Raw genomic sequence first — 13,123 nt, forward strand, 5'->3', positions numbered from 1 at the left:
TATTTTTTCCTTAAAACACGTGTTTAAATTACAGGGATTGAACGTTTAACGAAGTTAACGGCTGCTGCTGGGTAATACAGTGAATTCCGCCCCCTCCGGCAAATACATCCAGCGCGTCAATTTGTGAAATGTGATAATTCGGAAAAAGCTGAGTAAATAATTCAAAGGCAGCTTCATCCTCTTTGGGATGCCCAAAAGCTGGCATCACTATTCCTTTATTGGCTAAGTAAAAATTAATATAGGACAGAGTTAGCCTTTCTTCAGCCAGATAGGTTGCTGGAGGTTGTTCAACGGTAAAAACCTCAAGCTTCCTACCTTTGGCATCCGTGGTTGTTTTTAATAGTTCTAAATTTTCGTGTAAAATATCATAGTTCGCATCGCTTTTATCATGCGTTATCAGTGCTAATACTTTACCTGGCGCAACAAAGCAGGCAATTTCATCTATATGTCCATTGGTTTCATCCCCAACCAGTCCTTTATTCAACCAAATGATTTTGTTTGCATTGAGATAGTTAAAAAGATAAGTTTCAATTTCAGTTTGTGACAGCTGCGGGTTGCGATTTGGATTGAGTAAGCATTCCCGAGTAGTAAGTACGGTTCCTTCACCATCAACGTGAAAAGAACCACCCTCCATCACCAATGGTACATTAAAATAGCGGGCTTGAGTTTGGTTAATAACTGCTGATGCTATTAAATTATCTAAAGAACAATCCTGGTAATTGCCACCCCAGGCATTATGTATCCAGTCAATGCCAGCTAATTCATGCTGATCGTTAATTAGAAAAGTAGGGCCTGTATCCCTTGTCCAAGAGTCATTCAAAGGTAACGTTATAATGCGAATTTTTTCACCACAATATTGCCTGGCTAACTCTTCATCACCGGGGTTGGCCAGCATCATCACCGGCTCATATTGAGCAATTGTTTGGGCAACACGTGCGTAAGCCCGCCTTGCGCGTTCAAAACCAATTGTCGCCCAGGTTTCTTCATGACAAGGCCATGCCATCCAGCACGCTGCATGCGGGTGCCATTCAGCAGGCATTTTAAAATGGGCTTCTTTAGGGGTACTCATAATTATCCTTTATTACTATCCAGGTAAGTTAATTGACTAAAAATACTTCGTAGCTCATTAAGATAACTTTGGATTTGTTCTTTTGGCAGTTCTGCCTGGATTAATTGTTTTTCGTAAGATAATAAAAGCCTTTTTGTATCAAAATGAGCGTAATTTAATACATTGGTTACCGTATCACCACTGATAAGATCAGTGATTTCAAATTGACCATCGCCCAGCAGTTTGACATCAAGGGAGTTTGTGTCACCAAATAAATTGTGTAAATTTCCTAAAATTTCCTGGTAAGCACCCACTAAAAAGAAGGCAAGTGCATAAGGATTTTGTGGATCATAAGGCGGTAACATCAGCGTGGTATTGATGGCGTCACTGCCGGTATATTTTTTAATCGTCCCATCAGAATCACAAGTCAAATCTTGAAGAATACTATTGATACAAGGTTTTTCATGCAGATGTGAGATGGGGGCAACTGGAAAAATCTGGCCAATGGCCCAAGCATCCGGCAATGATTGGAAAAACGAAAGATTGCAAAAAAACTTTGCAGCCATGCGCTCACAGAGGGTATTTAATAATTCTTTATCCCCCGGATTGTTCTTATCCAGGTGTTGTTCAATAACAAAGCAAATGGCTGTAAAAATTTGCTCAACTTTTGCTTTTTCCTCAAGACTAATCACGCCATGTAGAAACAAAGAATTTGCCTCTTCGAGTGCTAAGGCGGCGTAATTGTAAATTTCACTGGGTGAATTTTCTGCCATTGTTTGATAGGTATTCCAGATGTCACGAATGACATGTGATTCATCAGGTTCAATAGAAGGTAATTCGCGAGTTCGTTTGACCACTTCTACATCAGTGATATTAGTGACCAATACGGCGTGATGTGCTGTTAATGCTCGGCCTGATTCAGAGATTAAATTAGGCTCTGGCATGCTCGCTTCTTCGCACAATGGACGAATAGCCAATAAAATATTAGTGGCATATTCTTTAATGGAATAATTCATTGAGCAGTCAGTGGTAGAGTGGGTACCCTCATAATCCACCCCTAAACCGCCGCCTACATCAATTGTAGTGATAGGGGCATGCAAGCGCCGCAGTTCTATATAATAACGGCCAACCTCTTGCATGCAACGACGAATATCCCCGATATTTGCAATTTGTGAGCCTAAGTGACAATGCATTAACTGTAGTGAGTCTAACGAGTTATGGGCTTTTAACTGTGTGATTAAATCGAGTACTTGTTCGGCATTTAGGCCAAATTTGGATTTTGCACCGCCCGTGTTTTCCCATTTACCTGCGCCTTTGGTGACGAGGCGAATGCGTACGCCAATTTTAGGTTTAATATTAAGGCGTGCTGCTTCTTTTAAAATAATGTCCAGTTCGGAGCGTTTTTCAATAACAATGAAAACCTCATGCCCCATTTGCTGTGCTATTAATGCAATGCGAATATAAGAGCTGTCTTTATACCCATTACAGACAATCGTTGAAGGCGTTTGTCCAAGTAAGCCGATGACCGCCATCAATTCAGGTTTACTGCCCGCTTCAAGGCCGACAGAATATTGTGGTGCTTTTAAAAGTTCCCTGACGACACTGGATTCTTGATTGACTTTAATAGGATAAACCAATTTATAGGTTCCACGGTAATCGTTCTCGGCAATGGCTTCTTCAAACGCTTGGTTAAGCTTTACCACCCTGTCATGTAAAATGTCTGTGAAACGAATTAACAATGGTAACTGCAATCCTGCACGAGAAGCGCTATTTACTATGGCTTGTAATTCCACCCCAACACTTTCTGAGTTTTTGCGAACTTCAATGTTACCGCGTGAATTAACAGTAAAATAACCTTCACCCCAGTGGGCGATGTTGTATAAATTGTCATCGGACAATGCTTTATTAATCATTAGAGATTTCCGCATTTGCTTGGTAGGGTTTTAACAGTTCCTGATAGGTTTCAGGTTGACGTTGCCTGGGAAAAGGGAATAACCGACCCCAAAGTTCACGTTGAGTAAAATCCAACTCTGTTACTAACACTGCAGGTTCATGACGTGGTGCTTGCACTAAAATTTCGCCCATAGGCGTACTAATAAAACTGCTGCCGTAAAATTCCAGGCCATCTTCGCAGCCAATACGGTTCACGGCCACAATAAATGTATTGCTCATAATACCCTGGGCAACCATCACTTTTTGCCACATCGGTTGGCTATCAAAGCCGGGCGCTGTGGGCTCGCCACCAATGGCTGTAGGGTAAACCAAAATCTCAGCCCCTTTGAGGCCATAAATGCGTGATAATTCTGGGAACCATTGATCGTAGCAAGTTGGTAGCCCTATCCGATGGCCAGCTAAAGTGTGTATAGGATAATTGGAATCGCCTGGTTTAAAGTAATAATCCTCATGGTATTTTTCACCGCTGGGAATATGCTGTTTGCGAGTAATTGCAACCAACTCACCGTGCTCGTTAAAAGCAATTGCCGTGTTATAACCTGCTTTTTCAAAAAGCGAAGCCGTAATACTTACTTTGGCTTTTTTTGCCATGAAACTGACAAAACGTGCAGTTGGACCTGTATGAATATCTTCTTTATAAGGAGTACTATCCACGTCATGGCGGGTGCAAAAATAAGGGGAGAGGGTTAGCTCTTGCAAGCAGACGATTTGCGCCCCTTGCTCCGCTGCTGATAAGATTCCTGCAGCAAGGTGGGCTTGATGCTCTTGTGGGTTTTCACGCCATTTTTCCTGTACTAATCCTATTTTTAATTGATTGTTGGCCATCTTATGATCCTGGCTAATAAAAATGTGGTTAAAGATATCACCATTAGTAACGATCAAGAATAGTCTATGCGCAGAAATCTTGGAATAAAATTTAGTACCGTAGCTGCTTGCAGCCATGAAGATGTCTATTCTAACTCTCCAAACTCTGGAAGGGGTTATGACGGGCCGAAGGGGAGTTCATGATTTAGGTGGCAATTTAGCCCGGTTGCAAGCAACCGGGCTACTGCGGTGTGCGTTAAGTAGGGCGGTGTTCAAATAATCCTTTCCGAGAATTTATCTTAGCTAAGTTTGATTAGCCAACAAAGCATTGGCGACCTTCGATTGGTTCTTTTTACCAAGCGCTTTACAAATCATATCACCTGCGGACACGATTTTAAAAATATCCACACCTGTTTCAATGCCAAGCCCATGCATCAGATATAACACATCTTCAGTAGCGACATTACCTGTGGCGCCTCGTGCATAAGGACATCCACCTAATCCAGCAATGGCACTGTCAAAGCGCTCAACCCCACATTCCAAGGAAGCAAAAATATTGGCAACAGCCTGACCATAGGTATCATGAAAATGCATCGCCAATTGTGACAATGGCAAGAATCTCAAAACCTCTTCAATCACCGCTTTTGTTTGGCGAGGAGTACCCACACCGATTGTATCTCCAAGGCAAATTTCATCGACTTTCAAAGCTAGTAATTGCTGTGTTACTTCAGCGACTTGTTGTGGTGTTATTGTACCTTCGTAAGGGCAACCGAGTACACAAGATACATACGCTCTTACTCGAATATTATTAAGTTTTGCAAGCTCAATGACCGGTTCGAAACGACGAATGCTTTCAGCAATGGAACAATTGATATTCCGTTGATTAAACGATTCGCTGGCCGCGGTAAAAACTGCAATTTCTTTTACCCCGATTTCAAGCGCTTTAAGCATACCGCGCTCATTGGGAACGAGGGCAGAAAAATGAACAGCTGTAGGCTTGTCAATCGCGTGAAACACGCTTTCGTTATCCGCGAGTTGGGGAATCGCTTTTGCAGAAACAAAACTAGTCACTTCGATATGACGTAAACCACTTTGACTTAGTAAGTTAACCAATTTAATTTTAATCTCAGTAGGTACGAAAGCGGATTCATTTTGTAGTCCATCGCGCGGTCCTACTTCAACTATCGTAACTTTTTTCGGATAGTTCATGGTTGTCCTATCAGTCTTTAAGAGCTAACAATTCAGCGCCTTCATTCACCTGAGCCCCGACCTCATAAAATAATTCAGTAAGTATCCCGTCACGAGGTGCATGGATGGTGTGTTCCATTTTCATGGCTTCTAAAACAATCAAACTATCACCTTCTTTCACTTTATCGCCGATATTTTTTAAAATGGCAACTATAGTCGCAGGCATGGGGGCGGTGAGTTGTCCTTTAGTTGTCTTTGCATCGAGGCTTTGCCAGCTGAAACGCTCCACTGAAACAGGGCCTTCTTTTAAATAAAAAGTAAGTGCTTGCTTTTGATTGTCGACTAGGGCAATTTGAGTTTGGTTGCCGTCATCAAGCGCTAGCACATTGGCTTTAAGCAATTTGGGTCGCAAACAAAATTCTTTGTCGTGAAGAAATAATTTGAAGGAGAAGTTATCAAGCGGAATAACTTTAAGCTCTTCTTGCCTGTCCTCAATGATATAACGCCAATACCAATAACTGGATAAGTGCATTTGCCATGCAAAGTTTTCACGATACAAGGAATCTTTTTCTTGATGTATTAATGACAAGTAATCAAAACTGACTGCCATTAATAATGCCAGTTCGGCGTCGGGTGTTGGTAAAAGGATCACTTCCTGAGACAGAAAGTCAGTGCTTAAATTAGCTTGTACAAACCGTGGATGATTGCAAATGGCCTGTAGAAAGGAAATATTGGTTTTCACCCCGCCGATGGCATAGTTTTCTAATGCCCTTTGTAAGCGTTGTAAGGCCTCTTCCCGATTTTCTCCGAAGGCAATCAGTTTAGCAATCATTGGATCATAATGCATTGTAATGGCTGAGTTAACGATAACACCGCTATCTACGCGGATACCCTCGCCCTGGGGTTCTTGCAAAAAATGCAACTGGCCAATAGAGGGAATAAATCCCTGATGTGGATCTTCTGCATAAATCCGGCATTCAATAGCATGGCCTTTTGCGAAAATGTTATTCTGCAAATAAGGCAAGGGCTCATTGGCTGCAATTTTTAACTGCCAGGCCACTAAGTCAAAGCCGGTTATCATTTCTGTGACAGGATGTTCCACTTGCAGACGGGTGTTCATTTCCATGAAATAAAAATGCGTCTCGCCCTCTACAAGAAATTCTACGGTCCCTGCGCCGCGGTAATGTATCGAACGGGCGACTTCGCAAGCGGCTTCTGCAAGCCCCTGACGCAGGGAATCTGGTAAATTCGGGGCAGGGGCTTCTTCAATTATTTTTTGATGACGGCGTTGAATAGAACAGTCACGTTCGAAAAGATGTACCACTTGCCCATGATTATCAGCCATGATTTGCACTTCGACATGACGAGGGTTTAAAATCAGTTTTTCGATTAACATCGTATCATCGGCAAAACTAGCCATCGCTTCCCGACGTGCTCCAGCCAAGGCTTGGGCAAACTCACTTTCTTTATGAACAGCACGCATTCCTTTGCCGCCACCGCCGCTGGCCGCTTTTAAAAGTACAGGAAAGCCGATGCGGCGTGCCTCAATTAACAAGCGCTCATCGGTTTGTTCACTGCCATGATAACCAGGAGTTAAAGGAACGGCTGTTTTTTCGAGCAATTGCTTCGCCAGTTGTTTGGATGCCATGGCTTCCATCGCAGAAACAGAGGGGCCGATAAAAACAATGCCCGCTTCTTCACAGGCTTTGGCGAAAAGAGGGTTTTCTGATAAAAAACCATACCCTGGGTGAATTGCTTGTGCATCGTTGGCAATAGCAACCTTAATGATGGCTTCAATATTGAGATAACTGGCTTTTGCAGCAGCCTCGCCTACACAAAAAGCACTGTCAGCGAGTTGAACATGGCGGCTGTCTTTATCTGCAGTAGAATAAATCGCCACCGAGTGAATGCCCATCTTCCGACAGGTTTGTATAATGCGGCAGGCAATTTCTCCGCGATTGGCAATTAAGATCTTGTTAAACATCGAAAGTCCTAGTTCCAGTGAGGTGTTTCTTTGTTAAGAAAAGCATGCAAACCTTGCTGTCCCTCCGCTGAAACCCGTTTTTTAGCAATGAGGGCGGCTGTAAGGTTTAACAATTCCTCGTTAATTTCTTTATTGGCAACCATATCAACGAGACGTTTACAATCCCGGACAGCCAGTGGCGCAAGTCTAGTCATTTGCTCAGCACAATTTAAACTAAACGCCGATAACTCATTCTCTTCGACTGCATAATGTACCAATCCTAACTGTTTGGCTTGCTCTGCATCAAACGTTTCAGCAGTCATAAATAGCCATTTGGCCGCGCGCTCACCAACAGCCTTAATCACGTAAGGACTTATAACAGCGGGAATTAAGCCAAGTTTGACTTCCGAGAAACAAAAGCGGGCAGTGCTTGCGGCAATGGTCACATCACAGGCGGCTGCAAGTCCTGCTCCACCACCAAACGCAGCACCTTGTACTACGGCAATAGTAGGCTTAGGACTGGTATTGAGTGTATACATTACCCGTGCCAAAACCATCGCATCACGAAGATTTTCGTCTTCGTTAAATTGCGCCATGCGTTGCATCCAGTTTAAATCGGCTCCTGCTGAAAAATGGCGTCCATTAGCTTTCAACAGAATAATGCGTACTTGGGGATTACTTATTGCTTCATCAAGCTTGTGTTGTAATATTGCTAATAGATGATCGTCAAAAGCATTGTGTTTATCGATACGATTTAAAGTAAGAATAAAAATCTGATTTTGTAATTCAGTTAGTAATAAATCATCATTCACGAGTCCTCTCCTTTTGAGCTACTCTCTCTTACATGCGAAATACACCAAATTGCGTGGATCCAATTGGAGAATTTAACGCTGCAGATAGGCTTAAGCCAAGAACTTTACGGGTATCTTCAGGAGCGATAACACCATCATCCCATAATCGGGCACTAGCATAATAAGGATTACCCTGAGTTTCATACTGTGCCCGTAATTCCGCCTTAAATGCTTCCTCTTCGTCTGCAGGCCAAGTTGTGCCCTGCTTACTATGTTTATCGCGGTTCACTTGCGCAAGAACATTGGCAGCTTGTTCGCCCCCCATGACGGAAATCCGTGCATTGGGCCATGACCATAGAAAACGAGGAGCATACGCACGTCCACACATTGCATAATTGCCTGCACCAAAACTCCCGCCTACAATCACGGTAAATTTAGGGACATTGGCATTCGCTACAGCAGTGACCATTTTCGCACCATGTTTAGCAATACCCGCTGCTTCATATTTACTACCTACCATAAAGCCGGTGATGTTTTGCAGAAACAGCAAAGGTATTTTTCGTTGAGTGCAAAGCTCGATAAAATGCGCTCCTTTAAGAGCACTTTCGCCAAATAAAATGCCATTGTTAGCAATAATACCAATAGGATAGCCAAAAAGATGGGCAAAGCCACAAACTAGCGTGGTGCCATAAAGGGCTTTAAATTCATCGAATTCAGAGGCGTCAACAATGCGAGCAATAATTTCCCGAATATCATAGGGCTTGCGTGGATCGACAGGCACAATCCCATTTAATTCTTTCGTATCATACGCCGGTTCACGACTTAAGATCCTGCAGAGTGATTCAGGTTTGCGGCGATTTAAATGACTGACTGCTACACGGGCCAGGTGCAGGGCGTGGGCATCATTTTCGGCATAATGATCAGCTACTCCAGAGTGTCGACAATGCACATCGGCACCTCCCAGCTCTTCGGCGGAAATCACTTCTCCTGTGGCTGCTTTAACCAGAGGAGGGCCGCCTAAGAAAATGGTTGCCTGCTTTTGCACCATAATTGATTCGTCAGCCATGGCAGGAACATAGGCGCCACCTGCTGTGCAAGAACCCATGACGACCGCAATTTGCGGAATATTAGCTGCGGACAGGGTGGCTTGATTATAAAAAATTCGCCCAAAATGATCCCTATCAGGGAATACTTCATCTTGCTGGGGCAAGAATGCACCTCCTGAGTCGACGAGATAAATACAGGGTAGATGATTGGTTTTGGCAATTTCTTGTGCGCGTAAATGTTTTTTAACGGTAAGTGGGTAGTAGGTTCCCCCTTTTACTGTGGCATCATTAACCACTATTATGCACTCAGTACCAGCAACATAACCGATACCGGTAATAATTCCAGCTGCAGGGACATAGTCCTCATAAACTTGATAAGCGGCTAACTGTGACAGTTCCAGAAAGGGACTTCCTGGATCTAACAATTGTTGTAAGCGCTCACGAGGTAGCAGCTTGCCGTGTTTTAAATGTCTTTGACGTGCCTTTTCATCGCCACCTTGTGCAATTTTTTTAATGGTTGATTGTAACTCAATAACCAGGGATTGCATGGCGGCTTCATTTTGTTTGAATTCACTGCTGCCAGGATTTATCTGACTAATAATTTTGCTCATACTACCTCTCAGCGGATTAAAATATTACTGAGCACAATGACGAGCCATAAACACCAGGTTAATTCGATAAGATGAGGCATATCTTTACCTTTCACCAATCGATAAGTTAATGCAGGGATTGCTGCAATGATAACGGGAATAAACACCAACAAAAGTGTTTTTCGAATGGTAAGACCTAAACCACTATAACTAAAAATGGGCGTTAATTTAACATTAATGTAAGCGTAGAGCATATCGATGTAAACAATAAGCATATGGGCGAATTTCGCAAAAACTACAACCAGAATGCTTAACATCAGGTAAATGAGACTTTGTCTAAGCATGGACATCCTAAATTATTGTTATTGGTAAAATAAATTCACTTGTTGTGAGCGAGTAAGCCTCACTACAACAAGTGATTAATGGATAAACGGCTGTTACCTTATCAATTCGCCAGTATGCATATTTGCTTACAGCATTTCAATAGCCATTGCAGTTGCCTCACCACCACCGATACACAGGGCAGCAACACCACGCACTTTTTGACGTTGTTTCAAAGCATGCATGAGAGTAACGATAATACGGGCACCAGAAGCACCAATCGGATGACCTAAAGCACAAGCACCACCATGCACATTGACCACCTCATCATTCAGCTCAAGTTGAGTGATGGCCGCCATGGCTACTACGGCAAAGGCTTCATTGATTTCATATAAATCAACATCGTTAGGACGCCAATTGGCTTTATTTAATACTTTGCGAATCGCATCAACAGGAGCGGTAGTAAACCATTGAGGTGCTTGTGCATGACTTGCATGGGCGACAATGCGCGCCAAGGGTTTGATACCTAGTTTTTTTGCATTAGCAGCCGTCATTAATATAAGAGAAGCAGCACCGTCTGAAATTGAGCTTGAATTTGCAGCCGTTACTGTCCCGTCAGCTTTAAATGCGGGTCGAAGTTGAGGGATTTTCGCCAGTTTACTTTCATCAGGTCCTTCGTCTTTGTTAACAACGATATCACCTTTACGGTCAGCGATAGTTACAGGCACAATTTCTTCTTCAAAAGCATGTTCTTGTTGGGCCTTTATGGCACGTGTTAGAGAGCGGATGGCATAGTCATCTTGTTGCTGGCGGCTAAAGTTGAAATGAGTAGCCGTTGCTTCAGCAAAACAACCCATCAATTGACCGCGATCATAGGCATCTTCCAAACCATCAAGAAACATGTGGTCTTTCATTTCACCATGCCCCAATCGATAGCCAGCCCGCGCTTTGCTTAACAAATAAGGGGCATTACTCATGCTCTCCATACCACTTGCCAACACCACATTGGCAGAACCCACTTTAATTAAATCATGTGCCAACATGATTGCTTTCATGCCTGAACCACACATTTTGTTAACAGTCGTGGCACCTGCGGAGTTGGGAATTCCTGCATAAATTGCTGCTTGGCGAGCTGGCGCTTGACCTATGCCAGCCTGTAAAACGCAACCACTAATGACTTCATCAATATCTGCAGGAGAAACACCCGCTTGTTCCATGGCGGCACGATGAGCCACAGCGCCTAATTCTGGAGCAGATAAACCCGACAGTGAGCCCAACATAGCGCCCATAGGTGTTCTTTTTGCAGCAACAATTACAATATCATTCTGTTCCATGTTTTCTTTTCCTTATGCAGTTTCATTAAAAAGTTCACGTCCAATTAGCATACGCCTGATTTCAGAGGTACCAGCGCCAATTTCATACAACTTGGCATCCCGTAGTAAACGGCCAGCAGGATACTCATTAATATATCCATTGCCACCCAAAATCTGAATGGCTTGTAAAGCCATTTGCGTTGCTCTTTCTGCAGTGTACAAAATTGCACCAGCGGCATCCTTGCGACTAACCATACCTTGATCACAAGCACGAGCGACTGAATAAAGATAAGCCCTTGAGGCACTTAACTCAGTATACATATCAGCCAGTTTACCTTGGATAAATTGAAACTCACCTATTGGCTGATTAAATTGCTTACGTTCATGGACGTAGGGAAGAACAATGTCCATACAAGCTTGCATGATACCAATCGGACCTGCTGCCAGCACTGTGCGCTCGTAATCAAGCCCACTCATTAAAACTTTCACGCCTTTATTCATTTCACCCAACACGTTTTCTGCAGGAACTTCGCAATGCTCAAATACAAGTTCACAGGTATTGGAGCCACGCATACCCAGCTTATCAAGTTTTTGCGCGGTACGAAAACCCTTGAATCCTTTCTCGATAATAAAAGCAGTGATGCCCTTGCTGCCAGCCTGTTTATCGGTTTTTGCATACACCACCAAAACATCGGCATCCGGACCATTGGTTATCCACATCTTCGTACCATTAAGGATAAATTTATCCCCTTCAGTACGAGCATTTAATTGCATGCTAACAACATCAGAACCTGAGTTGGATTCACTCATCGCTAAAGCGCCGATGTGTTCTCCACTAATTAGTTTAGGCAAATAATTGTGTTTTTGCCTGCTATTGCCGTTTAAATAAATCTGATTAACACAAAGATTGGAGTGAGCACCATAACTTAAACCAACGGAAGCAGAAGCTCGGGAAATTTCTTCCATGGCGATGACATGGGCAAGATAACCCATGTTGGCTCCACCGTATTCTTCACTAACGGTAATGCCCAGTAAGCCCATTTCTCCTAATTTGCGCCACAAATGATTAGGAAAGGTGTTCTCAGCATCAATTTGAGAAGCTATTGGAGCAATTTCCTTCACTGCAAATTGGTAAACGCTATCCCTTAGAAGATCATAAGTTTCACCAAGCTGGTGTTGTAGGCCGGTATACATAGATTGACTTCCCGTTACTTAAGCAAATAGGCTAGACTATACCCAATCGAATTCAAGTTGCAAGAGGCTTCGTGCTAAACTGCTACTAAACTGAGATCAAGTTCTGCGATATTAAACTTGTCGTTGCTAATAACAGGAGGTATTCATGCGTAAACTTGTGCTTTGGGGACATCATGCTGATGAATACCAGGAAATGTTTCATCTGACTGACACGGATAAAAATGCTCGTATTTTAGAATATGGTTGTGGGCCGAGTGCCGTCAATGTTGAACTCACTAAACAATCTCGGCAGATTATTAGTGCTGACCCTTTATTCATGCTTGATAAAGATACGCTTTATAGCAAAGTAGATTTGATTTTTGCAGATATGGTAGAGCGGGTAATTCGTGATCAAGATAAATTTGATTTTAGTTTTTATGGCTCTCCTCAAGCTCTAATCCATAAAAGACGTGAAGGGATGAAACAATTTTTTGCAGACTATGAACAGGGAAAAAAAGAAAAACGCTATTATGGTATTAATGATTATGCTTTGCCTTTTGATAACTTTTCCTTTGATTTTGCTTTGAGTTCACATTATTTATTTGCAGATTTGGATGATCAAGACGTTGAGTTTCATTTAAAAGTGATTAAAGAATTGGCACGGGTTGCTAAAGAAGTGAGAATCTTTCCGCTTATTGATCGCCACAATCAACCTTCCCCATTTTTAGGCCCCGTTCTTCTTGGATTACAGCAGGAAAATTTTGGAGCAGAGGTCAGGGAGGTTGCCTACCATTTGCAACCTAGTGGAAATGCCATGCTGCGAGTTTGGGCACAACAATGTGAGCTTGATAATAAAGTATAGATGCTGTCGAGGTGGGTATTTTGTCGCATCGCCCGACTGTATTCGTCGGTCATAGAGAACCTCGGAGTTAT

At 42.9% G+C, this 13,123-nt stretch carries 11 protein-coding genes; 1 reads left to right on the forward strand and 10 read right to left on the reverse strand.

The annotated features are described in order from the left end of the window. Nucleotides 1-28: 28 nt before the first annotated feature. The 10 genes from Ljam_RS14240 to Ljam_RS14285 form a co-directional block, all read right to left on the reverse strand. The gene (locus Ljam_RS14240) at nucleotides 29-1,075 is read right to left on the reverse strand and encodes an agmatine deiminase family protein (RefSeq protein ID WP_177203745.1); all 1,047 of its coding nucleotides are present in this window, start codon (nucleotides 1,073-1,075) and stop codon (nucleotides 29-31) included. Then, the gene (gene speA / locus Ljam_RS14245) at nucleotides 1,072-2,961 is read right to left on the reverse strand and encodes a biosynthetic arginine decarboxylase (RefSeq protein WP_058450647.1); all 1,890 of its coding nucleotides are present in this window, start codon (nucleotides 2,959-2,961) and stop codon (nucleotides 1,072-1,074) included. Before speA ends, Ljam_RS14240 begins: the two co-directional genes overlap by 4 nt. Beyond that, the gene (locus Ljam_RS14250) at nucleotides 2,954-3,826 is read right to left on the reverse strand and encodes a carbon-nitrogen hydrolase (protein WP_058450841.1); all 873 of its coding nucleotides are present in this window, start codon (nucleotides 3,824-3,826) and stop codon (nucleotides 2,954-2,956) included. The genes speA and Ljam_RS14250 overlap by 8 nt, the downstream gene beginning before the upstream one ends. 282 nt (nucleotides 3,827-4,108) lie before the next feature. Continuing rightward, nucleotides 4,109-5,014, reverse strand: a complete 906-nt coding sequence (locus tag Ljam_RS14255; RefSeq protein WP_058450648.1) for a hydroxymethylglutaryl-CoA lyase — start codon at nucleotides 5,012-5,014, stop codon at nucleotides 4,109-4,111. Nucleotides 5,015-5,024: 10 nt separating this feature from the next. After that, nucleotides 5,025-6,977, reverse strand: coding sequence for an acetyl-CoA carboxylase biotin carboxylase subunit (locus tag Ljam_RS14260; protein WP_058450649.1), 1,953 nt, complete (start codon nucleotides 6,975-6,977; stop codon nucleotides 5,025-5,027). An 8-nt stretch (nucleotides 6,978-6,985) separates the two neighbouring features. Further along, on the reverse strand, nucleotides 6,986-7,768 hold the full coding sequence (locus Ljam_RS14265) for an enoyl-CoA hydratase-related protein (protein ID WP_058450650.1): 783 nt from the start codon (nucleotides 7,766-7,768) through the stop codon (nucleotides 6,986-6,988). Nucleotides 7,769-7,796: 28 nt separating this feature from the next. Continuing rightward, nucleotides 7,797-9,404 (reverse strand): carboxyl transferase domain-containing protein, encoded by a 1,608-nt coding sequence (locus Ljam_RS14270; RefSeq protein WP_058450651.1) that lies wholly within the window; start codon nucleotides 9,402-9,404, stop codon nucleotides 7,797-7,799. 8 nt (nucleotides 9,405-9,412) lie between these two features. Then, on the reverse strand, nucleotides 9,413-9,727 hold the full coding sequence (locus Ljam_RS14275; protein WP_058450652.1) for a hypothetical protein: 315 nt from the start codon (nucleotides 9,725-9,727) through the stop codon (nucleotides 9,413-9,415). Between the two features lie 126 nt (nucleotides 9,728-9,853). Then, entirely contained in the window at nucleotides 9,854-11,038 is a 1,185-nt protein-coding gene (locus Ljam_RS14280) for a thiolase family protein (protein ID WP_058450653.1), read from the reverse strand. A gap of 12 nt (nucleotides 11,039-11,050) precedes the next feature. Then, on the reverse strand, nucleotides 11,051-12,211 hold the full coding sequence (locus Ljam_RS14285) for an isovaleryl-CoA dehydrogenase (protein ID WP_058450654.1): 1,161 nt from the start codon (nucleotides 12,209-12,211) through the stop codon (nucleotides 11,051-11,053). A gap of 145 nt (nucleotides 12,212-12,356) precedes the next feature. Here Ljam_RS14285 and Ljam_RS14290 point away from each other — a divergent pair, with 145 nt between their 5' ends. Beyond that, complete coding sequence (locus Ljam_RS14290) at nucleotides 12,357-13,052, forward strand: class I SAM-dependent methyltransferase (RefSeq protein ID WP_058450655.1); 696 nt, start codon at nucleotides 12,357-12,359, stop codon at nucleotides 13,050-13,052. Nucleotides 13,053-13,123 lie beyond the last annotated feature (71 nt).

The organism is Legionella jamestowniensis, assembly GCF_001467745.1.
GTDB lineage: Bacteria > Pseudomonadota > Gammaproteobacteria > Legionellales > Legionellaceae > Tatlockia > Tatlockia jamestowniensis.

Excerpts from the sequence above, each read along its gene's own strand:
- speA (WP_058450647.1), bottom strand. The coding sequence starts at position 2,961 with ATGATTAATAAAGCATTGTCCGATGACAATTTATACAACATCGCCCAC.
- Ljam_RS14250 (WP_058450841.1), bottom strand. The coding sequence starts at position 3,826 with ATGGCCAACAATCAATTAAAAATAGGATTAGTACAGGAAAAATGGCGT.
- Ljam_RS14255 (WP_058450648.1), bottom strand. The coding sequence starts at position 5,014 with ATGAACTATCCGAAAAAAGTTACGATAGTTGAAGTAGGACCGCGCGAT.
- Ljam_RS14260 (WP_058450649.1), bottom strand. The coding sequence starts at position 6,977 with ATGTTTAACAAGATCTTAATTGCCAATCGCGGAGAAATTGCCTGCCGC.
- Ljam_RS14270 (WP_058450651.1), bottom strand. The coding sequence starts at position 9,404 with ATGAGCAAAATTATTAGTCAGATAAATCCTGGCAGCAGTGAATTCAAA.
- Ljam_RS14275 (WP_058450652.1), bottom strand. The coding sequence starts at position 9,727 with ATGCTTAGACAAAGTCTCATTTACCTGATGTTAAGCATTCTGGTTGTA.
- Ljam_RS14280 (WP_058450653.1), bottom strand. The coding sequence starts at position 11,038 with ATGGAACAGAATGATATTGTAATTGTTGCTGCAAAAAGAACACCTATG.
- Ljam_RS14285 (WP_058450654.1), bottom strand. The coding sequence starts at position 12,211 with ATGTATACCGGCCTACAACACCAGCTTGGTGAAACTTATGATCTTCTA.
- Ljam_RS14290 (WP_058450655.1), top strand. The coding sequence starts at position 12,357 with ATGCGTAAACTTGTGCTTTGGGGACATCATGCTGATGAATACCAGGAA.